Annotated in this window: 19 protein-coding genes and 2 pseudogenes; 6 read left to right on the forward strand and 15 right to left on the reverse strand. The window is 45.0% G+C overall.

The genetic code is table 11. The features are described from left to right. Window positions 1-153: 153 nt before the first annotated feature. From ASUC_RS00920 to ASUC_RS00950, 7 genes are all read right to left on the reverse strand, one after another. Window positions 154-1,191, reverse strand: coding sequence for an ABC transporter permease (locus ASUC_RS00920; protein ID WP_011978828.1), 1,038 nt, complete (start codon window positions 1,189-1,191; stop codon window positions 154-156). A 20-nt stretch (window positions 1,192-1,211) separates the two neighbouring features. Next, entirely contained in the window at window positions 1,212-2,735 is a 1,524-nt protein-coding gene (locus tag ASUC_RS00925) for a sugar ABC transporter ATP-binding protein (RefSeq protein ID WP_011978829.1), read from the reverse strand. An 11-nt stretch (window positions 2,736-2,746) separates the two neighbouring features. Continuing rightward, entirely contained in the window at window positions 2,747-3,343 is a 597-nt protein-coding gene (locus tag ASUC_RS00930) for a DUF2291 family protein (RefSeq protein WP_011978830.1), read from the reverse strand. A 56-nt stretch (window positions 3,344-3,399) separates the two neighbouring features. Then, window positions 3,400-4,332: a D-ribose ABC transporter substrate-binding protein gene (locus ASUC_RS00935; RefSeq protein WP_011978831.1), complete on the reverse strand. Its 933-nt coding sequence runs from the start codon at window positions 4,330-4,332 to the stop codon at window positions 3,400-3,402. Window positions 4,333-4,476: 144 nt separating this feature from the next. Further along, on the reverse strand, window positions 4,477-5,430 hold the full coding sequence (locus tag ASUC_RS00940) for a sugar-binding transcriptional regulator (RefSeq protein WP_011978832.1): 954 nt from the start codon (window positions 5,428-5,430) through the stop codon (window positions 4,477-4,479). Window positions 5,431-5,530: 100 nt separating this feature from the next. Then, a complete protein-coding gene (gene ribB / locus ASUC_RS00945; RefSeq protein WP_011978833.1) occupies window positions 5,531-6,175 on the reverse strand; it encodes a 3,4-dihydroxy-2-butanone-4-phosphate synthase in 645 nt (214 codons plus the stop codon). A 483-nt stretch (window positions 6,176-6,658) separates the two neighbouring features. Next, on the reverse strand, window positions 6,659-8,107 hold the full coding sequence (locus ASUC_RS00950) for an aminoacyl-histidine dipeptidase (RefSeq protein ID WP_041834588.1): 1,449 nt from the start codon (window positions 8,105-8,107) through the stop codon (window positions 6,659-6,661). A gap of 121 nt (window positions 8,108-8,228) precedes the next feature. Between ASUC_RS00950 and gpt the strand changes: the two genes are divergently transcribed. The 3 genes and pseudogenes from gpt to modC form a co-directional block, all read left to right on the forward strand. Beyond that, on the forward strand, window positions 8,229-8,687 hold the full coding sequence (gpt, locus tag ASUC_RS00955) for a xanthine phosphoribosyltransferase (protein ID WP_011978835.1): 459 nt from the start codon (window positions 8,229-8,231) through the stop codon (window positions 8,685-8,687). A 57-nt stretch (window positions 8,688-8,744) separates the two neighbouring features. Then, window positions 8,745-9,449, forward strand: coding sequence for a molybdate ABC transporter permease subunit (gene modB, locus ASUC_RS00960; protein ID WP_011978836.1), 705 nt, complete (start codon window positions 8,745-8,747; stop codon window positions 9,447-9,449). Continuing rightward, window positions 9,449-10,135, forward strand: a pseudogene (gene modC / locus ASUC_RS00965) (molybdenum ABC transporter ATP-binding protein); the annotation flags it as partial. The gene modB and the pseudogene modC, both read left to right, overlap by 1 nt. 73 nt (window positions 10,136-10,208) lie before the next feature. On the opposite strand, the gene proS reads toward modC, so the two are convergent. Next, a complete protein-coding gene (gene proS, locus ASUC_RS00970; protein ID WP_011978838.1) occupies window positions 10,209-11,924 on the reverse strand; it encodes a proline--tRNA ligase in 1,716 nt (571 codons plus the stop codon). A gap of 396 nt (window positions 11,925-12,320) precedes the next feature. Here proS and ASUC_RS00975 point away from each other — a divergent pair, with 396 nt between their 5' ends. Next, window positions 12,321-13,778, forward strand: coding sequence for an anion permease (locus ASUC_RS00975; protein ID WP_011978839.1), 1,458 nt, complete (start codon window positions 12,321-12,323; stop codon window positions 13,776-13,778). 104 nt (window positions 13,779-13,882) lie between these two features. Further along, window positions 13,883-14,956: a 4-oxalomesaconate tautomerase gene (locus ASUC_RS00980; RefSeq protein WP_318248752.1), complete on the forward strand. Its 1,074-nt coding sequence runs from the start codon at window positions 13,883-13,885 to the stop codon at window positions 14,954-14,956. A gap of 164 nt (window positions 14,957-15,120) precedes the next feature. On the opposite strand, the gene acnB is transcribed toward ASUC_RS00980, so the two are convergent. Continuing rightward, window positions 15,121-17,727, reverse strand: coding sequence for a bifunctional aconitate hydratase 2/2-methylisocitrate dehydratase (acnB, locus tag ASUC_RS00985; protein ID WP_011978841.1), 2,607 nt, complete (start codon window positions 17,725-17,727; stop codon window positions 15,121-15,123). Between the two features lie 118 nt (window positions 17,728-17,845). Here acnB and ASUC_RS00990 point away from each other — a divergent pair, with 118 nt between their 5' ends. Beyond that, the gene (locus ASUC_RS00990) at window positions 17,846-18,589 is read left to right on the forward strand and encodes a GntR family transcriptional regulator (protein ID WP_011978842.1); all 744 of its coding nucleotides are present in this window, start codon (window positions 17,846-17,848) and stop codon (window positions 18,587-18,589) included. A 266-nt stretch (window positions 18,590-18,855) separates the two neighbouring features. On the opposite strand, the gene ASUC_RS00995 is transcribed toward ASUC_RS00990, so the two are convergent. From ASUC_RS00995 to rlmD, 6 genes and pseudogenes are all read right to left on the reverse strand, one after another. Further along, on the reverse strand, window positions 18,856-19,473 hold the full coding sequence (locus tag ASUC_RS00995; RefSeq protein ID WP_011978843.1) for a glutathione S-transferase family protein: 618 nt from the start codon (window positions 19,471-19,473) through the stop codon (window positions 18,856-18,858). Window positions 19,474-19,485: 12 nt separating this feature from the next. Continuing rightward, the gene (gene lysA, locus ASUC_RS01000; RefSeq protein ID WP_011978844.1) at window positions 19,486-20,733 is read right to left on the reverse strand and encodes a diaminopimelate decarboxylase; all 1,248 of its coding nucleotides are present in this window, start codon (window positions 20,731-20,733) and stop codon (window positions 19,486-19,488) included. Window positions 20,734-20,799: 66 nt separating this feature from the next. Continuing rightward, window positions 20,800-20,898, reverse strand: a pseudogene (gene lptM / locus ASUC_RS11050) (LPS translocon maturation chaperone LptM); the annotation flags it as partial. Window positions 20,899-20,908: 10 nt separating this feature from the next. Further along, window positions 20,909-21,268 (reverse strand): diacylglycerol kinase, encoded by a 360-nt coding sequence (locus ASUC_RS01005; RefSeq protein WP_011978846.1) that lies wholly within the window; start codon window positions 21,266-21,268, stop codon window positions 20,909-20,911. A 43-nt stretch (window positions 21,269-21,311) separates the two neighbouring features. Beyond that, window positions 21,312-23,534 (reverse strand): GTP diphosphokinase, encoded by a 2,223-nt coding sequence (relA, locus tag ASUC_RS11270; protein WP_011978847.1) that lies wholly within the window; start codon window positions 23,532-23,534, stop codon window positions 21,312-21,314. A 12-nt stretch (window positions 23,535-23,546) separates the two neighbouring features. Continuing rightward, the gene (rlmD, locus tag ASUC_RS11275) at window positions 23,547-24,866 is read right to left on the reverse strand and encodes a 23S rRNA (uracil(1939)-C(5))-methyltransferase RlmD (RefSeq protein ID WP_011978848.1); all 1,320 of its coding nucleotides are present in this window, start codon (window positions 24,864-24,866) and stop codon (window positions 23,547-23,549) included. Window positions 24,867-24,871: the final 5 nt, after the last annotated feature.

The following is a 24,871-nucleotide window of genomic DNA, read 5'->3' on the forward strand; positions in this document are numbered from 1 at the left end:
TTGTCGGCTATATATTCAAGATAACTATATGCTTAAATTTATTGTTTGTCTAAAAGATCTTTCTCAAAATGAGATATAGATCACAAAAAATAGTCTATAAAAAAATAAAAGCTGATTTGTAATTAAATCAGCTTTTAAAAATTGTTATCCTACCTAAGATTTTTGAGATGCCACTGCAACTTTATATTGCAATTTATTTTGCATTTGATCGATGACCACTGCCACGATGATTACAATACCTTTAATCACCATTTGCCAGAATTCACTTACCCCCATCATTACCAAGCCATCAGCTAAAATACCAATAACAAACGCACCAATCAGTGTACCGCCAACAGTACCTCGACCACCTGCTAATGATGTACCACCTAATACAACCGCTGCAATCGCATTCATTTCAAATGCATTACCTGTTGCTGGGTGACTGGCAACTAATTGAGATGTCACCACAATACCCGCCAATGCAGCACACAAACCAGAAATAACATACACCCAAACTTTTGTATTATTTACTTTAATACCTGATAACTCAGCTGCTCTTTCGTTATCACCAATCGCATAAACATGACGACCAAAAGGCAATTTTTTTGCGGTGTAAGCAATTAAGCCCGCCACAATAAACATGAGCCAAATTGAATAAGGCACACCAAACAAACTGCCTGCTCCTATGATATCAAAACCTGTATTACCTAATTGAGGATTACCTGATAAACCAGGGAAGGTTTCACCATTTGAGGTTAACATTGCTGCACCACGAATAATGTACATCGTACCTAATGTACAAATAAACGGTGCAACATTGTAACGAGTGATAATATACCCATTAATCCCACCGAGTATTGCACCGAGTAACAAGACGAGCGGAACAATTACCCACACACTCGGGAAAATCGCAATGCCAAACATTGGCAACACAATACCTTTAGAAATAAGATATCCGGCCACCATACCACATAAGCCTAAAATCGCACCAATGGATAAGTCAATACCTGCCGTAATAATGACAAAAGTGATCCCCAATGCTAACAAGGCATTAATCGAAATATGTTTAATCATAATGATTAAACTTGATGGATTTAAGAAACCATCAACAGTAAAAGTAAAGAATGCAAGAATAATAATTAATGCAATAAATGTTCTTAATTTTAAAAGTAATAATGTTAAATTACCTGATGATACTGATTTAGACATAACGTCCCCCACAATACTTCTTATTGGAATCCTTTTGCACTTGCAAGAACAAGAGCGGCTTCATTAGTTTCAGAGCGTTTCACATCTGCGGTTAATTTACCATTAGACATCACCAAAATACGGTCTGAAACTGCCATAATTTCTTTTAGATCTGATGTTGAGAATAAAATACCAATACCTTGTTGAGAAAGTTTAACCATCATCTCAAATACATCGGCTTTAGCACCAATATCAATGCCTCGTGTTGGTTCATCGAGTAACAATACCTTAGGTTCAGTTAACAATGAACGACCAATAACCACTTTTTGTTGGTTACCACCACTCAATGCTTGAATCTCTACCTCAGGAGAAGACACTTTAATTGAAAGCTCTTTAATGGTTGATTGGATGGCTTTCTCCTCATCTTCTTTAGAAATTACAAATTGTTTTTTCAAGCGTTTCCATAAACTAGAAACAGTGAGGTTATTACCTACTGAAGTAACAGGGAAAATACCTGAACGTTTACGATCTTCCGGCACCAAACCCAATCCCATTTTTATCCGATTAGTAGTTGAAATATTTTCATTAATAATGATACCGTTTAATGAAAAACGACCTGAATATTCAGCTTGTCCTAATAAACATTCAAATAATTCTGTACGTCCCGCTCCCATTAAACCGTAAATCCCAACGATTTCACCAGCTCGTAAAGAAAAGGACACATCATTGACCACTTTATTTTCAGATTCATTGATACAAGTAATATTTTCTGCTTCCAGAATTTTTGCACCAAATTCACGATTTTCAGGTAAAAAATCAGTCACAGGATCAGAACCTAACATTTCACGCACAATCCAAGGCACGTCAATATCTTTCACTGCAGCCTCGGACTGGAATTTTCCGTCACGCAATATAGTGATATAAGTACCAATTTCCATTAATTCTTCCAAACGGTGCGAAATATAAATAATGGAAACACCTTGCGCTGTAAGTTCGCGAATCACATCAAACAAAATCTGTACTTCAGTTTTACTCAATGCAGAGGTCGGTTCATCTAAAATCAAAATATCAATTTTGCCTGCTAATGCTTTTGCAATTTCAATGAGTTGTTTTTGTCCAACTTTTAAATTTGAAACAATTTCATTTGGATCAATATCTTGTTTTAAACGTTTGAGCAATTCTTTTGATGCTTCGTATTGAGCATTATTGTCAATTGGTAATAATCCTGATTGAAGTTCGCGACCTAAGAAAATATTTTCTGCGACAGAGAGATTTTCAGATAAATTCAATTCCTGGTGTACCATACCAATACCATGAGCGGCTGCACTACGCGTATCAGTAATATGAACTTTCTCACCATTGATATACAAATCACCAAGAGTTGGTTGCTGTACACCTGCAAGAATTTTCATTAATGTTGATTTACCTGCACCATTTTCTCCAATGATTACATTAACAGCGCCGCGATAAACGTTATAACTCACATTATCAAGCGCTTTTGTACCTGGGAATATCATTGAGATATTCTCAGCACGCATAACAACATCTTTTGTTTCTATACTCATTACATAGCTCCTTATTCAACAATTTTAATGTCTAATGGAACAACGTTCTGAATATTGTCACCTTTAATTGTTAATGCAGATAACACATCAACTTTTTTTCCAACACTGCTATCATCTAATTTAACTAAATTTTGGACCGCACTTTTATTAAGTTCTTTAGCTAACTTAGAATATTGAATTTGGTTTTTAAATTGGTCAAAAGAAAGCAATGAAGAAGCATCACGAATAGCATTGCCTTTGATCATTGACCCCACTTGAATAGGAATAATCTCGTTACCAGTATTAACACTTACTGTAATAAATTTAGATTTAACTTCAACTTGTTCAACAACCCCAGAGAATCTCACGAAATAACTTTTATCATTTTCTTTTTTATTTTCAAGGGATTCGAGTGAAATTGGTGCTTTCTGAGCATCCTGAACAATATCAGTCCACATTTTAGTAACAACATCTTTTGGATCCATATTCGCTAAGGATGCCGCTTCCTCTGCCGACATTGGAATAATAGGTTTGCCAGCACTATCTAGTTCAACAACTTCACATCCGGCAACAGCCAAACTTGTAAGCACAATTAAAAGACTTGATTTCAAATGTTGACATGAAAACATAATGCCTCCTGTATAAGGCGGGGATTTTACTTAGCAAAATCCCCGAATATGAAATGTTACTTGCTTAATGAAAATTTATTTAATTTTTTCGCATTGCTACTATCAATAAGAATACAATCCATTAATTGTTTTTCTTCTTTACCAGTAGAACCTGTGCGAATATATTTATCAGCTTGAACAACAGCTTCTTGCGCTTGATCCCAAGCCGGTTGCAAAGCTGTTGCTTTAATATTGCCACCCGCTAAGATTGAATCTCTCACATAGTCGCTTCCATCAAAACCTACCACAATCACATCCGTACGACCTGCAGCTTTTAATGCGGCTTCCGCACCTAATGCCATAGTATCGTTACCAGAAATGACACCTTTAATATTTGGATTAGCTTGTAAAATAGATTCCATACGGCTGAAACCTTCTGTTTGGCTCCAGTTTGCAGTTTGTTGAGCAACCATTTTCATTTCTGGGTATTCATCAATGATTTCATGGAAGCCTTGAGAACGAACAGAGGCATTAGTATCTGATTCACGACCAAGCAATTCAACGTATTGACCTTTTTCGCCCATTAATTCAACGAATTTTTCTGCACTTAATTGTGCACCTTGATAGTTATTTGAAACGATTTGCGAAACAGCAACACCTGTTTTATTAATTTCACGATCGATTAAAAATGCTGGAACTCCTGCTGCTTTCGCTTTTTCTAATGCCCCAACAGTTACATCAGAACCAGCGTTATCAAGAATAATTGCTTTAGCTTTACGTGAAACTGCAGTTGAGATTAATTGATCTTGTTTGTTGGCATCATCATCATGTGAGGCAACCAATGTTGTATAGCCCAGCTCTTCTGCTTTTTGTTTCGCACCGTCTGCTTCAGCTTTAAAGAATGGGTTATCATGAGATGGAGTAATGATTGCAATTAATCCATTATCTGCATAAACAAATGTTGATGCAGCTAAAGATAATGCCACAAGACTAGCTTTGAGTAATTTCATTGAGATCTCCTTATTGAATATTTATTCAAATATGAATATATACTCAATAAGGAATATAAATAAAAAACAAAAAACTGTCTAATAGAGAATATTAAAAATGCGATATTGATCACAAAAAATATGAAATGGATTTGCGCCTATTACTTACTGTAATAATAATTGAGCCGTGAGCTTATCGATGACTAAAATATCAATATAACCACCGATAAGTGCTGCTTTGATGGCTTCTGCTTTTTCAATACCCCCCGCCAAAGCAATCACTTTTGGACATTTCTTTAATTTTTCTAAATCAATGCCAATTGCAGGATCTTCCATATTGCTCAATACGGGGGTGCCATCATTATTAAAATAATGTAAGCAAATATCACCAACAGCACCTTTCGATTTTAATTTTTCTTTCATACAAGAATTATAATAAATACCTGATTTCTTTAATGAAGCTGAGGGTTCCAATCGTCCGATACCAATAATCGCACAATCAATCGTATCAAATAACTCTATCACCTGTGCAACCTCAGGATTTTTTAATAACTCATTCTTATAACTTACTTCATCTGTAGAAGAAATATTTTGCGAAGGCAATAAATAAGCAGGACAATTCAATTTTTGAGCAAGTGTGTAAGTTGATAAATTAGCCTGCACATTCCCATTAATACCAACGCCACCCAAAAGTTGTACGACACCTTTTGCTTTTATATTTAATGGCATCATCGTATCTACCATGGCTCGAATCGTATCACTCCAAGCAGAAATCCCTATTAGTTGGTTTGGTTGAGATGTAACTTGCAGGTAATATGCAGCAGCAGAACCAATAGCTCTCTGAATTTGTTCTTCATTATCATGTTCATCAGAATCAACGATAATAACCTGAGAAAGAGCAAACCGCTTTTGTAAAATTTGCTCGAGATCTAAAAAAATATTTGGGGGAGGGATAACATTAATTTGAACAATGCCTTCGGCAATGCATTTTGTTAAAGAGCGAGAAATAAAAGATTGTGACAAATTCAAACTCTTAGCAATATCTGTTTGCTTCATTTTCTCATCGTAATATAGCTTTGCAATCTTTGCCAACAGCCGTTTCTCATCCAACATTGCCATAACATTCTCCATTTATCTTAACCATTAAAAAATAGCAGTATATTTTCAATATGCTGCTATTTAGAGAATTGAGTAAATATATACAATCCAATTAACCACTCTAACAATCATATTTTTTACGATACCCGATAATATCTTCGATTGTTACTATGGCATATCCAAATTTTTTTACAAATTCCACTAATTCCGGTGTTCTTGCCATCGTACCATCATCATTTGTAATTTCACAAATAACGCCTGCCTCTCGGTAACCTGATAAACGCGCTAAATCAACTGCAGCTTCAGTATGCCCTCCACGGGCAAGCACTCCGCCCTCAACAGCACATAATGGAAAAACATGCCCCGGTCGATGTAAATCTTCTGGTTTGGCTCCAACTGAGATCGCTGCTTTAATAGTAGTCACACGATCTGATGCCGACACTCCAGTAGATACACCACTGGCAGCTTCTATTGTTACAGTAAATGCAGTTTTATTTACACTCGTATTACATTGAACCATTGGTGGTAGATCAAGCTGCTTACATAATTCATCTGTAATACACAAACAGGTAATTCCACTACCATAGCGAATTAAAATTGCCATTTGTTCTGGAGTGATTGTTTCTGCTGGAAAAATCAAATCACCTTCATTCTCACGGTCTTCGTTATCCAAGACAAGAACACCATTACCTTGTTTAAATGCTTCAATAGCCTTGATAACACGCTCTTCCGATGTGCCAAATGAAGATAATAATGACTGATTCATACTAAATACCTTATAAAAAATAAAATGCTAGAATCAAGGTGTCAGAAATGACGATGAGATAATGAACCTAGTGGATCATCTCACCCAAAAGACTTTTCACTCGCCCTGATAATTATTAAGAAGTATAACTCAAATCAAAAAAATATAACAATCCCGAAGAAGCCTAATATTCTTCTCCAGAGTGAATATTTCATTCAAATAACGCCAATTACCTTGCAAATAAGAATATCACCACAGCATTAATAGATTATTATAGTAAAAAGGTTCAGAAAACAGTAAAAACGGTAATTATTTGAATCTGATGCAATACCAGCAAAAGAAACTAATTAATAATTTTAGTTTTCATCTTCTATAGATAATGAACTGCCATTGTTCTCATACTGTTCTGTTCCAACTCTCACAAAAGTGCGGTCAAATTTCTGATAATTTTCTCGTGAAAAACATCATATTTTTTGACCGCACTTTACGAAAATAATATTCGAATTATTTCTCCTTAATACCGGCTAACACTTGTGTTAACACCGACCAGTAGGTCTGTACCGCAGGGATATGCACGCATTCGTCCGGCGAATGGGCGTTACGGATGGTCGGGCCGATAGACACCACGTCCAATTCCGGATAGATTTTTTTCAGCAGTCCGCATTCCAAACCTGCGTGAATCACTTTGACTTTCGGTTCTTCGCCTATAACCTGCGCATACGCCTGTTTGGTCAATGTCAACATATCGCTATCCGGATGCGGTTCCCAACCCGGATAGTAACCGGAATAGGCGACATCGCCGCCACTTTGCTGCGCCAATGCGACGAGTTCCGCTTTCACTTCATCGGTACCGTGTTCAATCAACGAACGCAACAAAATCGTGCCGTGTAACGCGCCGTTTTTCATATTTAATACGCCGATACTTAATGAGGTTTCCACCACGTCTTTAACGGTATCGCTGAATTTCACGACACCGTTCGGCAGCGCATTCAGCACATGTGTCACGGTTTGACTGCTGGCGGTATCGAAGGTTTGTTGCGGTAACGCCACTTTGTTCAGCAACACTTGCGCATTCGGATCTTCCGTTAATTCCGCTTTCAAATGCGCTTTGAAATTTTCCGCCACCCGATTCAGTGCGTCGGCGTCGTCCAATGCCAAGGTAACGAAAGCTTCGCGCGGAATGGCGTTGCGCACGGAACCGCCGCGTATATCTACAATGGCAAAATCTTGGGTCGCGTAGGAAAGTGCGGTCAAAAATACACCTAATAATTTAATGGCATTGCCTCGTCCGGTGTGAATGTCGCAACCGGAATGCCCGCCGCGCAATCCTTTAATCGCGACCTCAAAGCAATGAGGAAATTTATTGGGTTGGGTATTCACCGGCAGGCTGAAATCCGCATTCTCGCCGCCCGCACAACCGATATAGATTTCGCCGCTTTCTTCGGTATCCGTATTCACCATCATTTTGGCGCGTAACCATCCCGCACGCAAACCCAGTGCGCCTTCCATGCCCGCTTCTTCCGTCATGGTGAGCAAAACCTCCAGTTCGGGATGCGCCAAATCGTCGCTGTCCAGCACCGCTAACGACGACGCCATACCGATACCGTTATCCGCCCCCAGCGTGGTACCGGCGGCATACACCCAATCGCCTTCAATGCGGGGTAAGATCGGATCTTTCAGAAAATCGTGACGGGTGGATTCATTCGCCTGCGGCACCATATCCAGATGCGCCTGTAACGCTACCGACGGGCGGTTCTCCATGCCTTGGGTCGCGGCTTTGCGAATCAGCACATTGCCCGCTTCATCCCGTTCCGCAAACAAATTTTTCCCTTTCGCCCAGTTCACAATGAATTCCGCCAATGCGTCTTCGTGATAGGACGGATGCGGAATCGCACAAATTTTATCGAACCATTGCCATAGTCTTGCGGGCTGTAATGTTTGAATTTCTGACATATTTCTTCCTTTTTTATAAAATTTGCGGATTTTCGACCGCACTTTGTTGCAAAATGATAGCATAAAAACCCGTTTCGGGTTATCCTTACGCCATTTTTAAAGAGGTCGAAAGGAAGAAATTATGAGCGAAAAATATGTGGTGACCTGGGATATGTTCCAAATGCACAGCCGTAAGCTGGCGGAACGTTTATTACCCGCTTCACAATGGAAAGGGATTATTGCGGTAAGCCGCGGCGGTTTGTTCCCGGCGGCCGTATTATCGCGCGAACTCGGCATTCGTCATGTGGAAACCGTGTGTATCGCCAGTTATGATCACGACCGGCAAGGCGAATTACGGGTTATCCATGCCGCCGAAACGGACGGCGAAGGCTTTATCGTGGTGGACGATTTGGTAGATACCGGCAATACGGCGAAAGAAATCCGTAACATGTACCCGAAAGCCAAATTCGTTACCGTCTTCGCCAAACCGGCAGGTGCGCCGTTAGTGGACGATTACGTTATCGACATTCCGCAGGACACTTGGATCGAACAACCTTGGGATTTAGGCTTGGGCTTCGTTCCGCCTATCGCCCGTAAATAATCGAGATAAAATGAAAAACGCGAGTAAACTCGTGTTTTTTCTGTACGAATTCGTTATATGATTGAATATATTACTCTTTCCCAAGCGGAAATCGACGCCGTCCGGTTGAGTTTAAAAGTCGCTTTTTGGGCAATTTTATGCAGCCTGCCGCCGGCAATCGCCACCGCCTGGTTGCTGGCGCGTTGCCGGTTCTGGGGCAAATCAGTGCTGAACAGTATTATTCATTTGCCGTTGGTGCTGCCACCGGTGGTAATCGGTTATTTATTGCTCACTACCATGGGACGCAACGGCGTGATCGGCAAATTCCTGCTGGACTGGTTCGGTTTCAGTTTTTCCTTTTCCTGGTACGGTGCGGCGTTGGCCTCGGCGATCGTGACTTTTCCGCTGGTCGTTCGCGCCATCCGTCTTGCCATTGAAAGCATTGACGTCAAATTGGAACAGGCGGCGCGTACTCTCGGTGCGTCCGCCTGGCGCACCTTTTTCACCGTAACGCTGCCCTTGGCTTCTCCCGGCATTTTAGCCGGCGTGATTTTGGGCTTCGCCCGTTCTCTCGGCGAATTCGGCGCGACCATCACCTTTGTATCCAATATCCCCGAAGTAACGCGTACTATTCCGCTCGCCATGTATTCGTTTATCGAAACGCCCAATGCGGAAGGTGCGGCGGCAAGACTTTGTCTTATCGCTATTGTAATTTCGCTGGTTTCGCTGCTGATGTCGGAATGGCTGGCGAAACGTACTCAATCCAAATTAGGACGGGAATAATGCTGGAAATCAACGTCAAAAAAACACTGGGCGAACTGCAACTGGAAGCTAATCTGCAAATTCCGGCGCAGGGCGTTACCGCCGTTTTCGGTCTGTCCGGCTCGGGCAAAACGTCGCTGATCAACATGGTTAGCGGGTTGCTTACGCCGGATTACGGTTTCGTCCGTCTGAACGGTAAAACGCTGACGGACACAGCACGCCACATCAATCTCGCACCGAACGAGCGCCATATCGGTTACGTATTTCAAGACGCGCGCCTATTTCCCCATTACACGGTGAAAGGTAACTTATGTTACGGTATGAAAAAGAAAAGTGCGGTGAATTTTCAGCAGGTTTTGGACTTGCTCGGCATCGCATCCTTGCTGAAACGCTACCCCGCCACACTTTCGGGGGGTGAAAAACAACGGGTCGCCATCGGACGCGCATTGTTGACCGCCCCCGAGATTTTACTGATGGACGAACCGCTGTCCGCACTGGATCTACCGCGTAAACAGGAACTGCTTGCCTACCTGCAAACCCTTTCCCGCGAAATCCGAATTCCGATTTTATATGTCACGCACAGTCCGGAAGAAATCAAGGCGTTGGCTCAACGGGTCATCCTGATGGATAACGGTAAGGTAACGGCTTACGGCGATACTCAAACCGTATTGAGCGACCCACGACTAGCCCGCTGGCGCGCAGAAAACAATACATAAAAACCGACCGCACTTTGATTTGTCCTCTAAAAGTGCGGTCGGTTTTCTCTATATTTTTAACGGATTACGCTTTCACGTTTTCAGCTAAAAATGCCAGCAGCCGGTCTTTAGCAATCATTTGTTTTTCGCCGTTTCGACGGTTTTTATACTCGATTTCGCCTTTATCGAGATTTTTCTCGCCGATCACCACCATATGCGGCACACCGATAAGTTCCATATCCGCGAACATCACGCCCGGGCGTTCTTTGCGGTCATCAAAAATGACATCCACGCCTTGCGCTTTCAGGGTTTGATACAATTCTTCCGCAAACGCCCGCACGCTCTCGGATTTGTGCATATTCATCGGCACGATTGCCACGGTGAACGGTGCAATTTCGTCCGTCGGCCAGATAATTCCACGTTCGTCATGATGCTGTTCAATCGCCGCCGCCACCACGCGGGTGACGCCGATTCCGTAACAACCCATGGTCATTACCAACGGTTTGCCGTCTTCTCCCTGCACCGTAGCGTTCATGGCTTCAGAATATTTTTTGCCCAGCTGGAAAATATGTCCCACTTCGATACCGCGTTTGATTTGTAGCGTACCTTTGCCGTCCGGACTCGGATCGCCTTCCGCCACATTACGCAGATCGAACGCTTCCGGCATCGCCGCATCGCGTTCCCAATTTATGTTGAAATAATGTTTGCCGTCGATATTGGCGCCGGCGCCGAAATCGGACATTAAGGCGACGGAACGGTCGATAATCGCCGGAATATTCAGATTAACCGGCCCTAACGAGCCCACGCCCGCGCCGATTTTCGCTTTAATTTCCGTTTCGTCGGCAAATTCAAGAGGATCCGCCACCAGCGGATGTTTTTGCGCTTTAATTTCGTTCAGCTCATGATCGCCGCGAATAATTAACGCCACCAACGGCGCGTCTTCCGTCGCACCTTTAACAATCAGGGTTTTCACGGTTTTTTCAATCGGCAGATTGAACTGTTCCACTAATTCCGCAATGGTTTTGGCATTCGGCGTGTCCACCAGTTCCATGGCTTTGCCCGGCGCCTGACGTTCGCCCACGGCAATCGCTTCCGCCAGTTCGATATTGGCGGCGAAATCGCTTTCGGTAGAAAACACTACGTCGTCTTCACCGCTGGACGCCAACACCTGGAATTCATGTGAAGCGGAACCGCCGATAGACCCGGTGTCCGCCTGTACCGCACGGAAATCCAAACCTAACCGGGTAAAAATATTGGTATAAACCTGATACATCACCTCATAAGTCTGTTGCAGGCTTTCTTGCGTGGTGTGGAAAGAATAAGCATCTTTCATCACAAATTCGCGGGAGCGCATCACACCGAAACGCGGACGAACTTCATCGCGGAATTTGGTTTGAATCTGATATAAATTCAACGGCAACTGCTTGTACGAAGACACTTCGCGGCGCACCAAATCGGTAATCACTTCTTCGTGAGTCGGGCCGAGTACGAAATCGCGATTGCCGCGATCGCTGAAACGCAGCAGCTCGGGACCGTATTGTTCCCAACGGCCGGATTCCTGCCATAATTCCGCCGATTGCACCACCGGCATTAACACTTCAATGGCACCGCCCTTATTCATTTCTTCGCGAATAATATTTTCTACTTTTTTCAACACTTTAACGCCCGTCGGCAGCCAATTGTATAAACCGGACGCCATCGACCGAATCATGCCCGCCCGCAACATCAGCTGATGACTCACCACCTGAGCGTCATTCGGGGTTTCTTTTAGAGTTGAAAATAAATATTGACTCGTACGCATTCTGTATCCTGTTTGGTTGTCTCAAAAAATTCCGTTTAGTTTACCATTAATTGCAAAACCGAAAAATAAAGTGCGGTCAGAAAAAATGAAGTTTTTGGCGATATTTTAGCTCATTAAATAGGAGGTGATAATAGAAATAAACGGATAAAACGTTTGAAGCGGGGGATTCATAATACGAATATTATCTCAACATTTCAGACCGGATTTCTCACAGAAATATCAGGCGGCAACGACAATTTATTCATTAATCGATATGTATTTTTTTACACATATTTAGACTGTTTTGTGATCTGAATCACAAAAACTTAAAAAAAGTAAATACCCCATTGACAGTATGCATAAACTAGTCAACTATATGACTAGTTGAGATTATTTTTTAACTGTGGGAGTCTCTTTATGGACAAAAAACTCATTCATTATGCCATCATTCTGGCATTTCCAATCTTAACCTATATTTTCCCCGCACCCGAAGGCTTGTCATTGATCGGGTGGCATGTGCTGGGGGTATATATCGGTACCATTATCGCTTTAATTCTGAAACCCTTCCCGGCTCCGCCGATTTTATTGGCGGCGGTCGCGATTTCCGCCATTATGATTGGCAACACGCCGGCGGAAACCGTAAACGGTACAAAAGTGGCGTTGAAACAGTCCGTGGTATTGGACGGCTATAAATCAGGCACAACCTGGTTGGTATTCGCCGCTTTCGCTATGAGCGCCGCTTTCGTACAAACGGGTTTGGGGCGTCGTATCGCCTATAAAATGATCGGCGCTTTCGGTAGCACCACATTACGTCTGGGTTATGTAAATGCCTTATTGGATTTATTGATTTCCCCGGCTATGCCGTCCACTACGGCACGCGGCGGCGGTATTATGGCGCCGATTATGCAGTCTATCGCCGTGTCGCTCGGTTCGGAACCGTTTAAATCGCCGCGCAGAGTAGGTCACTACTTATTGTTGAATACCTATATGGTGGTGAAGACAACCGGTTATATCACTTTAACCGGGATGGCGCCGAATGCGGTGGCGTTGGAGTTAATGCGCCCGATTCTGCATATTGATGTGAATTGGACGCAATGGTTTATCGCCGCTTGCGTACCGGGCTTCATCGCCTTACTGTTAATGCCGTTTGTGGTCTATGTACTTTACAAACCCGAATTGAAAGAGGTGGATAACAAAGAAATTGCCCGCAAAGGTTTGGAAGAAATGGGGCCGATGAAAACCAAAGAAAAAATCCTTGCAGTGCTGTTTATCAGTGCAATTTTAGGTTGGGTATTTTCCGGTGTCCTGCACATTGCCGAATTTACTGTGGCAATTTCGGCAATGGCATTGATTATTCTCACTTCCGTACTGACATGGGAGGATATGCTTAAAAACAGAGGCGGCTGGACGACCTTGACCTGGTACGGCGGCTTGTTGGGTATCGCGGCGACATTGAAACAGGCGAATTTTTTCGAATGGTTATCCGTCACCATGAGTACGCTTATTCCGGCGAGTGAAAACAGTCCGTTGATGATTACCGTCTTTATACTAATTCTCAGCGTTGCCGTACGTTACCTGTTCGCATCGGGTGCCGCTTATGTGGCGTCTATGGTGCCGGTTTTCTCCGCCGTGGGAATTGCTGCGGGGGCGGATCCGTTATTCCTGGCGTTGGGATTGTTATTTTCAAACAGCTACGGCAGTATGGTAACGCACTACGGTTCGGCGCCGGCGGCGGTGATTTACGGTTTGGGTTACCATGATTTGAAATCGTTCTGGATTACCGGCGGTGTTTGTGCCGTGATTACATTGCTTATTCATGTAACTATCGGTTTCGGTTGGTGGTCAATCCTTGAAAACATGAACTTCTTCGGTTAACTGACTTCGCACCGGCTTCATTCCGTTTATCCGGGAAGTTCTCGCTAACCTTTCCGAATAATGAAGTGCGGTGCTTTTTTCCATTGTTTTTTTAAAAGGAGAATATGATGAAACGTATTCCTTGTATGATTATTCGCGGTGGTACGTCCAAAGGTCTGTATTTTCTGAAACAAGATTTGCCGGCCGATATTGGGGAGCGGGATAAATTTCTGATGACAGTGATGGGTTCCGGCGACGCCACCCAGATTAACGGACTGGGCGGAGCCACCAGCGTAACCAGCAAAGTCGCCATTGTGTCAAAATCCGATAAAGAGGGCGTCGATTTGGATTATCTTTTCGCCCAGGTGGGAATTGACAAAAAAGTGGTGGATACCGCACCTTCGTGCGGCAACATTTTGTCCGGTATCGTGTGTTTCGCCAGTGAAAAAGGGTTAATCGAACTACAGGACGGCATAACCACAGTAGTGGTAAACAACGTTAATACCAACAGTATTATTGAAGTGTCGGCGGAAACCCCGAACAAACAATTGAAATTCGACGGCACGGCGGAAGTGTCCGGCGTGCCGGGCTCCGGTTCTCCGGTAAATCTGAATTTCAGTCAAATCGAAGGGGCGAAAACCGGTAAAATTTTTCCGACCGGCAATAAACAGGATAATATCAACGGCTATAATGTGACCTGCATTGATGTCGCTATGCCGATGGTGTTATTTAATGCGGCGGATTTGGGGTTAACCGGTAAAGAAAGTAAAGCCGAACTGGATGCCGATAAAGCGCTGTTTGACATTATCGAACCCATTCGCCGTAAAGCGGGGGAAATGATGGGACTGGGCGACGTGTCGGAAAAAGTGATTCCGAAAATGGGTATTCTTTCCGCACCGGCAGGCAAAGGCAACATTACGTCCCGCTATTTCGTACCGGATAAGTGCCATGCAAGTCATGCGGTAACCGGTTCCATTTGCGTATCGGCGGCCTCAAAAATCGAAGGTACGGTGGCTTCCGCATTGTATAAAGACACGGGTAGCGTGGTAACTATCGAACATCCTTCCGGTTTTATCAGTGTAGACATTGTGTGTGAACCGGACGGTAACAGCTATAAATTCACCCGCGCCGCTTTAGTACGTACCGCCCGCCCGTTAATGATCGGCGAAGTGTTCTACGATGAAACCTTGTTGAAATAATTTAACGATTATCCGAGTCATGAGAAAAGAGTTGGTGAAACCAACTCTTTTTGTTTATGACGACATGAAAAAATACGCAAAATATTGACCGCACTTTTATTCTATTAGGGACTTTTATTTTTCACAAATAAAAACGGACGTCATTGTGACATCCGTTTTTGCAATTAAGCTCCGGTTTGAAAAATAACCTGCCCGGCTTTTTCGATATAGCTCGGTAACCGATCGAAGTTAAGATAACGGTAAACCTCGTCTTTTCGGCTATTCAAATCCGCTACGGCATTGAAGTACTCTTCCGATGTCGGCAGGCGACCGAGAATTGCGGCGACGGCGGCCAGTTCCGCAGAAGCCAGGTAAACCTGCGCCCCTTGCCCCAAACGGTTCGGGAAGTTTCGGGTTGAGGTGGATACCACGGAAGAATTAGGGCGTACACGGGCTTGGTTACCCATACAGAGCGAACATCCCGGCATTTCCGTCCGCGCGCCGGTGCGTCCGTAGATATTATAATAACCTTCTTCCGATAATTTCGCCGCGTCCATTTTGGTCGGCGGAGCAAGCCATAAACGGGTATTGAGTTCGCCGTTTAATTCGCCGAGTAATTTACCCGCCGCACGGAAGTGTCCGATATTTGTCATACAGGAACCGATGAAGACTTCGTCAATTTTATTGCCCTGTACTTCGGATAATAAGCGGGCATCGTCCGGGTCGTTCGGTACGCAGAGAATCGGTTCTTTGATTTCGTCCATGTTGATATCGAGCACCGCCGCGTATTCGGCGTCGGCATCCGCTTCCAGCATTTCCGGATTCGCCAACCATTCTTCCATTGCCTTTACACGGTTCTCCAGTGCTTTCGCATCGCTATAACCGTCGGCAATCATGCTTTTCAATAATACGATATTGGAACGAAGATATTCGGCAATAGAACTTTCGTTCAATTTCACCGTACATGCGGCGGCCGAACGTTCCGCCGTCGCATCCGCCAATTCGAACGCCTGTTCGGCGGTTAGCGTTTCTAACCCTTCGATCTCCAGAATCCGACCGGAGAACACGTTTTTCTTGTTCTCTTTTTCAACGGTTAATAGGCCTTGCTTGATGGCAAAATACGGAATGGCATGTACCAAATCACGTAAAGTAATGCCTTTTTGCATGCTTCCGGTGAAACGCACTAATACGGATTCCGGCATATCTAACGGCATAATACCCGTTGCGGCGGCAAATGCGACCAACCCCGATCCCGCAGGGAACGAAATACCGATAGGAAAACGGGTATGCGAGTCACCGCCGGTTCCTACCGTGAACGGTAACAACATGCGGTTTAACCAGGAATGGATAACACCGTCGCCCGGACGCAGTGCGATACCGCCGCGGCTGGTGATAAATTCGGGCAGCGTTTTATGGGTTACCACATCGCTTGGTTTCGGATAAGGCGCAGTATGGCAGAACGACTGCATAACCAACGGAGCAGAGAATTTTAAACAGGCTAAATCTTTTAATTCATCCCGCGTCATCGTTCCCGTCGTATCCTGCGATCCCACAGAAGCCATAAAGGGTTCGCAATATTGACCGGCACGCACGCCGTCTACGCCACAGGCTTTGCCTACCATTTTCTGGGCAAGGGTAAAACCTTTACCCGTATCAGGCATCTCCGGTGCCTTGACGAATACATCGCTTTCAGGCAACCCGAGTTCGGCCCGGGCTTTGGCGGTTAAACTGCGTCCGATAATCAACGGAATACGGCCGCCGGCACGGACTTCGTCCAACAATCCTTCGGTTTTATAATTGAAAGTTGCGAGTACTTCCTGACAGCCATGTTTACAGATTTTCCGTTCGTACGGATAAACGTCGATCACATCCCCCATATTCAGTGCGGTAACATCTAATTCCAGCGGTAATGCGCCGGAATCTTCCGCCGTATTAAAGAAAATCGGGGCAATCTTACCGCCGAATACGAAACCGCCGGTCCGTTTATTCGGAATAAACGGAATATCGTCCCCCATATGCCACAGCACGGAATTCGTTGCGGATTTACGGGACGAACCGGTACCGACCACATCCCCTACATAAACCAGCGGAAAACCTTTCGATTTTAATGCGGCAAGCTGTTTTAACGGACCGACAGATCCCGGTTGATCCGGTTCGATTCCCTCACGAGGCATTTTTAACATGGCATTGGCATGCAGCGGAATATCCGAACGACACCAGGCTTCCTGCGCAGGAGAAAGATCATCGGTATTGGTTTCGCCTAATACTTTAAAAACCGTGAGTGTGATTTTATCGGCTAATTTCGGACGGGAAGTAAACCATTCGGCGTCCGCCCAGGATTGCAATACCTGTTCGGCGAACGTATTGCCTTGTTTCGCTTTTTCGGCAACGGCGTTGAAGTTATCAAAAATCAAGAGGGTAAAAGAAAGGGCTTTGACGGCAAGCGGAGCGAATCTGGCATTATCCAGTAAATCTATTAACGGTTGAACATTGTATCCGCCGCTCATGGTTCCGAGTAATTCTACCGCATGTTCCGGTGAAATTAACGGGCTGGATTCCCGACCATTCACGATTTCTGTCAAAAATTCGGCTTTGACCTTAGCGGCATCATCGACACCCGCAGGTATGCGGTTTTCAAATAACGAAAGTAATTCGCTTTCCCTTCCGACTACCGGATTTTTGAGTAACTCGACAAGCTGTCCGGTCTGTTCCGCATCTAACGGTTTCGGAACAATTCCCAATGCAGCGCGTTCATCAACATGTGATTGATATTGAGCTAAGAAATTAGACATAATGTTCACTCCAATATAAAATAAAGGCAAAGGAATCAATAAAACATATATATGACTATATGTTGGTCACGTTAATACCTTTTTTCAGGTATGTCAACACATTTTTTAAGGTTAATTCATGTTACAAAGTTATGACATTAATTATGCTCAAGCGAGCAGAATGCCACGTTATATTCAGATAAAATATCGACTGCAACAATTTTTGGCTGAAGAAAACTGGTTATTTGATAAAGCCATCCCGAGCGAACAAGAACTCGCTAACGAATACGGCGTATCTATCGGGACCATCCGTAAAGCGGTTGAGGGGCTGGTTGAAGAAGGCGTGTTAATCAAACACCAGGGGAAGGGCACATTTTTAAAACATCCGGCATTCATTAAATCCTCCATGATCCGTTTTTATCCCTCTCGGGACGAAAAGGGTGAAGTCAGCACGCCTACGGGTATAGTCAAAACGGTAAAACGTATTGCGCCGAATCAAGAAATCAACAAAATTCTAGATTTGCCGCCGGACGCACCGCTTATTTATCTGGAACGGGTACGCATGGACGGGGATACCGTAATTCTAAGCGATAAGATTTGGTTGTCGGAAGAACGTTTCGGCAGTTTTCTCGATTTATCTTTAGCGCAATTTCCCAGCCTGCTCTATCCGTTCTACTTTGAACACTGCGGGCAAATGGTTATCTCGGCCAAAGAGCAAATGAACTTTTTATTAAACTACAGCGACCCGTATTTAACCGACAACCGGGAAAAAGCCGTCGTCCGTATCCGCCGCACCGCCAAAGGTCTGGACGGCAGTATTATTGAATACCGTGAAACTTACGGTTTGGCGGAAAACTATTATTACGAAACAACCATTACCTAACCGAGCCGGTTTATAAACTTCAGCAGACAGAATAAAGTTAACTCGAAAATTAAGCTTCCTTTAATACAAAACTTAGGGTTCGTTTATACAAAATAAACGAACCCTAAGTTTTTGAATTTATTTTTCCCACCGAGACGTTACGCGCTTTAACCAACGGTATAAAAGAATATTATCCCGTAACTTCCGCCCCTTAACTTCGTCGGTTCGATATTCGATTTTACGATGGAATTAAAGTGCGGTCGTTTTTAAGTGTATTTTTAACCCGCTTAAACCGGTAGTCCCTGAGCTTTTAATGCGGCCTGTACTCCGACATTTTCACTTACCCGTCGGTAAAAAGCTTCGAGGTTGCGTAAGTGACCGTAATCCAATCCCAAACCTTTGCACCAACGCAATTCTACGTAAAGGTACGCATCGGCGACGGAAATACGTTCGCCTAAGAAAATCTGTTTAGCCAAACAATCATCGGCAATGGCTAATAAATCCAGGATTTGCCGACCGGCGGTTTGGCGGATGCGGGTCAATAATTCGTCATCGCCTTGCGCATAAACCGGCGGACGGAATACCGGTCCGAAAGCTTTGTGCAAATCGGCGTTACAAAATGCCAGCCATTTCATCGCCTTGGCTTTATCCTGCACGGTAACGCTGCCGAATAATTTGGCATCCGGATAGAGCGCATCCAAATAGCTCAGAATCGCAACGTTTTGCGACAACACAAAATCACCGTCCTGTAATAACGGCACGACGCCTTGCGGGTTCAACGCCAAATACTCCGGCGATTTAATTTGTTCATGGCTGACTTCCACGGCTTCAAAGGGTTTACCGATCCACTCCAGAGCAATATGCGGAACCAGCGAACAGGCGCCTTTTAAATAATATAGTTTCATGTTAATTCCTTGTTACGGTAATAGGTTTTCTAATTGCCAAAGGTTTTGGTAACTTTCGCGACGGCGGATTAAAAAAGCTTTATCGCCGTCTACCATCACTTCGGCGGTACGGGGACGCGAGTTATAGTTCGAACTCATACTGGCGCCGTATGCCCCGGCGGAACGTTGCACTAAATAATCGCCGGCGGCAATTGCAAGTTCGCGTTTTTTGCCTAAGAAATCCGAGGTTTCACAGATAGGCCCCACCACGTCATAAACCGCTTTTGCACGCGGCAAAGTACGGTCGGCTTCGATGATATTCATGTAAGCTTCGTACAAAGCGGGACGAATCATATCGTTCATACCGGCATCGACGATGGCAAAATTATGGGTTTCGTTGGATTTAAGATATTCCACTTTTGTTACCAGCACGCCGGCATTGGCACAAATGGCACGGCCAGGCTCAAGAATAATCTCAAGATTATAAGCCTGCAATTTCTGTAACAATGCCGTTGCATAATCGGTAGGATGAGGCGGCGTTTCATTACTATAAGTCACGCCCAAACCGCCGCCTAAATCCAAGTGTTTTAACTGAACGCCGTCCTGTTTCAGCTGTTCCATTAATACCACGAGACGATCCGCCGCATCTAAAAACGGTTGCAATTCCGTTAATTGGGAACCGATATGGCAATCCATTCCGGTGACGGCGATATGCGGCAATTCGGCCGCCCGTCGATACACTTCGCGCGCCTGATCGACGCTGACACCGAATTTATTTTCTTTTAAACCGGTGGAAATATAAGGGTGAGTATGGGCATCCACATCAGGATTTACCCGCAGGGAAATCGGTGCGATTTTTCCTAGTTTACCGGCAACCTCGTTAATCCGATACAATTCCGGAATACTTTCTACGTTAAAACAACGAATACCGACTTCCAGCGCGCGGGTAATTTCCGTTTCAGTTTTCGCCACGCCGGAAAAAACCACTTTGCCCGGATCGCCGCCTGCCGCCAGCACGCGTTCTAATTCGCCTTGGGAAACGATGTCGAATCCGGATCCCAAGCGTGCCATAGTTTGTAAAACGGCGATATTCGAATTGGATTTCACAGCAAAACAGATTAAATGGGGGTAATCGCCGAAGGCGTCGTCAAAAGCGTGCCAGTGACGTTCCAATGTGGCTTTTGAATAAACGTAAAGCGGCGTGCCGAATTGTTCCGCCAGTTGAGTAATCTCACAATCTTCGGCGTAAAGTTTATGGTTTTTATAGTGGAAAAAATCCATTCTGAAATCCTATTGCTGTTGGGTTTGTTCTTCTTGAATTTGCGGTTGCGTCTGTTTCTGCGCGTCTTGTTCAGGTTGATTATCCGCCGGCAGATAAAGCGGACCTTTCACGCCGCAACCGGTCAATAACGCACATATAATGGAAAGGGTAAATAACTTTTTCATAAATATCCTGTTAAAAAATCAATAAAACCGACCAAGTGACCACAAAATTCACCAATGCAACAAAGACGGCGGCAGATCCCTGATCTTTCGCGCGACCGGACAATTCGTGACGTTCGGTACCGATACGATCTACTGTACATTCCAGCGCACTGTTAAGTAATTCTACGATCAGTACGATAAAGTAAGAAGCAAGCATCAATACCAGCTCGGTTTTGTCGTCCGCCAGCCAGAAAGCGAGAGGAACAAACACGACACCGAGCAGCAATTCGTGGCGAAAAGCCGCTTCGTTTTTGACCGCACTTTGTAGCCCTTGTAACGAGTATTTGGCGGCGTTAATCAAATGGGTTAAACCTGTGGTTTTGTCATACATAAAATTAAATTTCCGTTTCACGACGCGCTTATCTGCCGTCACATTATAACCGTTTGACGTCAATCACATCTTCCAGCGAAGCGAGACGCGCAGTGATCTTGCCGAGCATTTCCACATTGGCCAACGCAATTTCCAAATCAATAGTGGCAATCTGGCGTTTATTGTCCGCCCGACTGGATACGCCCGTGACGCTGATTTTCTCATTAGCAAGCACGGTAGTGATATCACGCAGCAAACCGTTGCGATCCGTCGCGACCACACGAATACTGACATGATAACCGTTTTGGTGATCCTGATCGCCCCAATTGGTTTCCACTACCCGCTCCGGATGAGCTGCCGCCAGTTCCGTCAATTGTTCGCAGTCCGCCCGGTGAATGGAAATACCCCGTCCCACCGTGACGTAACCGACGATCTCATCGCCCGGAATCGGCTGACAACAACGCGCCATGTGGTGCATTAAATTGCCCACCCCTTCTACCACGACATACCCTTTTTTATCCGCCTTTTGCTGAGAGTTCACCACGCTTTTTTGGGTAACGTGGCGTAACACCTCGGCATCCGCTTCCGCCGCAGTCGGTTTAACCAGCTTGTTTTGCAGGAAGTTGATCAACTGATTCAACTTTATATCGCCGCTGCCGATACCGTTGTACAAATCCTCCAGCGATTTCAGGTTGTAACGCGGCAGCCCTAACTGCTCCGCTTGTTTTAAGCTAAATCCGTGTTTAGCAAGTTCGTTTTCGAGTTGTTCCTTACCGAGAGGAATGTTTTTATCGCGATCCAGTTTTTTAAAAAACGCTGCGATTTTTGACCGCGCTTTTTGCGTATGGGTAAACCCTAAACTCGGATTTAACCAGTCTCGGCTCGGATTCGGCGTTTTCTGAGTGAGAATATCGATTTGATCGCCCATTTGCAGTTGGTAAGTAAACGGCACGATTCGTCCGCCCGCTTTCGCACCGATGCAACGGTGTCCCACATCGCTGTGAATGGCATAAGCGAAATCCAGCGGCGTAGACCCCGCCGGCAGATCCACCACCTCGCCTTTCGGCGTGAACACATAAACCCGGTCATCAAAGATTTGCGTCCGCATTTCGCCCACAATACCGCCGCTGTCGGCAATATCCGCCTGCCATGCCAGCAGTTTACGCAACCAGGTGATTTTCTCTTCGTAAGCGGACATGGAACCCGTGGTGCCTTCTTTATATTTCCAGTGAGCGGCCACACCGAGTTCGGCATCGGCATGCATTTTTTCCGTGCGAATCTGCACTTCGATCGGTTTATCGCCTTTGCCCAACACTACGGTATGAATGGATTGATAGCCGTTCGGTTTAGGATTGGCGATATAATCGTCGAATTCGTCCGGCAAGTGTTTGAAGTGGGTATGCACAACGCCCAATGCAGTATAACAATCCTCCAGATTCGGCACCAGAATACGTACGGCACGAATATCGTACAGCCCGCTGAAATCCAGATTTTTCTTCTTCATTTTGCGCCAGATGCTGTAGATATGTTTCGGACGTCCGTAAACTTCCGCTTTGCCGATATTTTCATGCAAATAATCGGAGAGTTCTTGTACAAAATCCTGAATATATTGTTCGCGGTCGAGCCGGCGTTCGTTCAGTTTGAGCGCGATAATGCGGTATTGTTCGGGCTGTAAATTACGGAAACAGTAATCTTCCAGTTCCCATTTGAGCTGTCCGATCCCGAGACGGTTCGCCAACGGCGCATAAACTTTGGTACATTCTTTAGCGGCGGCGATTTTTTCTTCCCGACTGTAACGCTTGTCGGCATCGCGCAGATAGGTAATCCGTTCCGCAAGTTTAATGATGACGCAACGAAAGTCATCTACCATTGCCAGCAACATACGGCGGATATTGTCGATTTGCAGATTATCGGAAGACTGTAACGCATCCAGTTGGCGGATGTAGCTCATGTCAATCACGCCTTTGACCAGCTTACTGATTTTGCTGCCGAAATCTTCCTTAATCTGTTCCGTATTCACAATTTTGGCGTTCACCACCGGAAACAGCATCGCCGCCAGCAGCGTGTCGCCGTCCATGTTCAGACTATGCAGAATTTCCACCATTTCCACGCCGTCGCGTAAATACCAGTGGCTGTTCAAAAAAAGCTGTTGCGCTTTGGTCTGGGAATAACGCCAAGCCTGCACCAGACGGGTTTCCACTTCGGGCGCAAGCCCCAAGTCGGCACACCAGTTTTCAATCACAAAATCTTTGGGATTGAGCAGATGAGAACCACGAACGGCAACCATATTCTTTCCTTTTTATTTCTCAAACAATGAAATACTTTCCAAATGCCCCGTATGGGGAAACATATCGATCATCGCCACGCGTCGCAAACGATAACCCGCCCGCAACAGATTTTCCGCATCGCGTATCAAAGTCGCCGGATTACAGGACACGTACAGAATTTTTTCCGGCTGTAATCCGATTAAGGCCGATAACGCAAATGCCGCGCCGCTGCGGGGCGGATCGAGCAAAATTTTATCGAACGGTCGGTTTGCCCAAGGCTTGTCGACAAAAGACGAATCCAAATCCGTTTGATAAAATTCGACATTTTCACAATGGTTTTGTTCGGCATTTTTTGTCGCCTTTGTCACCATCGCCGAAACACCTTCGATTCCTACCGCACTTTTCACCAAACGGCTGATCGGCAAAGTAAAATTGCCCATACCGCAGAATAAATCCAGCACCCGATCCGTCGGTTTCAACGCCAACCAATCCGACGCCGTCGCCACCATTTTCCGGTTCAAATCCGCATTCACCTGAATGAAATCGCGAATATCGAACTGCAGACGTAATCCCTGAATTTCATAATAAGGCGGTTCACCGTGCAACAAACGAATCGACTGATTATCCTGCACAAACAGATTTACGCCGTACGACTCGGCAAAGCCGAGCAACAAAGTGCGGTCGGATTCGACGAGATTTTGCGTCACCCGCAATAACACGGCAACGCCGTTATCCGCCGCAACCAGCTCCACATGCCCCAGGGAAGCCGGCTGGCTGAAGCGGGCAAAAAGTGCGGTCAGATTCGGCAATAAATTATTTAAGGCGGGCTCGAGCACTTCGCAACGATCAACCGCGACAATTTGCGCCGAACCTTTGCCGCGAAAGCCCATTTCCAACTGACGGGTTTTGCCATCGAATAACAGACTCAGACGGGCACGGCGCCGGTATTGCCAGGGTTCGCCCGTCATCATCGGCATAAATTCAATATCCTTTTGCAGCTTCTGCAAGCGTTGGAACAGCGCCTGCTGTTTTGCATTCCGCTGCATATCCGACGGAATATGCTGACTTTGACAACCGCCGCATTCGCCGAAAAACCGGCATTTGGGCGTTTGACGAAGCGGACTGGCACGCAGAATATTTTCGGTGACACCCAATCCGTACCGACGTTTGTCTTCCGTCACACGGAATTGCACGGTTTCCGACGGCAAGGCATTGTCGATAAACCAGGTTTTGCCCCGAATTTTCGCCACGCCAGCCCCCTGATAATCCAAATCGATAATATCGGCGGTCAATACCGGCTGAAAGTGCGGTCGTTTTTTTGCAGATTTTTGCGGAGAGTAAAACAATGCCATGGATA

The organism is Actinobacillus succinogenes 130Z (assembly GCF_000017245.1).
GTDB lineage: Bacteria > Pseudomonadota > Gammaproteobacteria > Enterobacterales > Pasteurellaceae > Exercitatus > Exercitatus succinogenes.

Excerpts from the sequence above, each read along its gene's own strand:
- ASUC_RS00920 (WP_011978828.1), bottom strand. The coding sequence starts at position 1,191 with ATGTCTAAATCAGTATCATCAGGTAATTTAACATTATTACTTTTAAAA.
- ASUC_RS00980 (WP_318248752.1), top strand. The coding sequence starts at position 13,883 with ATGATGAAACGTATTCCTTGTATGATTATTCGCGGTGGTACGTCCAAA.
- ASUC_RS00940 (WP_011978832.1), bottom strand. The coding sequence starts at position 5,430 with ATGGCAATGTTGGATGAGAAACGGCTGTTGGCAAAGATTGCAAAGCTA.
- proS (WP_011978838.1), bottom strand. The coding sequence starts at position 11,924 with ATGCGTACGAGTCAATATTTATTTTCAACTCTAAAAGAAACCCCGAAT.
- gpt (WP_011978835.1), top strand. The coding sequence starts at position 8,229 with ATGAGCGAAAAATATGTGGTGACCTGGGATATGTTCCAAATGCACAGC.
- ribB (WP_011978833.1), bottom strand. The coding sequence starts at position 6,175 with ATGAATCAGTCATTATTATCTTCATTTGGCACATCGGAAGAGCGTGTT.
- ASUC_RS00925 (WP_011978829.1), bottom strand. The coding sequence starts at position 2,735 with ATGAGTATAGAAACAAAAGATGTTGTTATGCGTGCTGAGAATATCTCA.
- modB (WP_011978836.1), top strand. The coding sequence starts at position 8,745 with ATGATTGAATATATTACTCTTTCCCAAGCGGAAATCGACGCCGTCCGG.
- ASUC_RS00930 (WP_011978830.1), bottom strand. The coding sequence starts at position 3,343 with ATGTTTTCATGTCAACATTTGAAATCAAGTCTTTTAATTGTGCTTACA.
- acnB (WP_011978841.1), bottom strand. The coding sequence starts at position 17,727 with ATGTCTAATTTCTTAGCTCAATATCAATCACATGTTGATGAACGCGCT.
- rlmD (WP_011978848.1), bottom strand. The coding sequence starts at position 24,866 with ATGGCATTGTTTTACTCTCCGCAAAAATCTGCAAAAAAACGACCGCAC.
- ASUC_RS00990 (WP_011978842.1), top strand. The coding sequence starts at position 17,846 with ATGTTACAAAGTTATGACATTAATTATGCTCAAGCGAGCAGAATGCCA.
- ASUC_RS01005 (WP_011978846.1), bottom strand. The coding sequence starts at position 21,268 with ATGTATGACAAAACCACAGGTTTAACCCATTTGATTAACGCCGCCAAA.
- ASUC_RS00935 (WP_011978831.1), bottom strand. The coding sequence starts at position 4,332 with ATGAAATTACTCAAAGCTAGTCTTGTGGCATTATCTTTAGCTGCATCA.
- relA (WP_011978847.1), bottom strand. The coding sequence starts at position 23,534 with ATGGTTGCCGTTCGTGGTTCTCATCTGCTCAATCCCAAAGATTTTGTG.
- ASUC_RS00950 (WP_041834588.1), bottom strand. The coding sequence starts at position 8,107 with ATGTCAGAAATTCAAACATTACAGCCCGCAAGACTATGGCAATGGTTC.
- ASUC_RS00995 (WP_011978843.1), bottom strand. The coding sequence starts at position 19,473 with ATGAAACTATATTATTTAAAAGGCGCCTGTTCGCTGGTTCCGCATATT.
- ASUC_RS00975 (WP_011978839.1), top strand. The coding sequence starts at position 12,321 with ATGGACAAAAAACTCATTCATTATGCCATCATTCTGGCATTTCCAATC.
- lysA (WP_011978844.1), bottom strand. The coding sequence starts at position 20,733 with ATGGATTTTTTCCACTATAAAAACCATAAACTTTACGCCGAAGATTGT.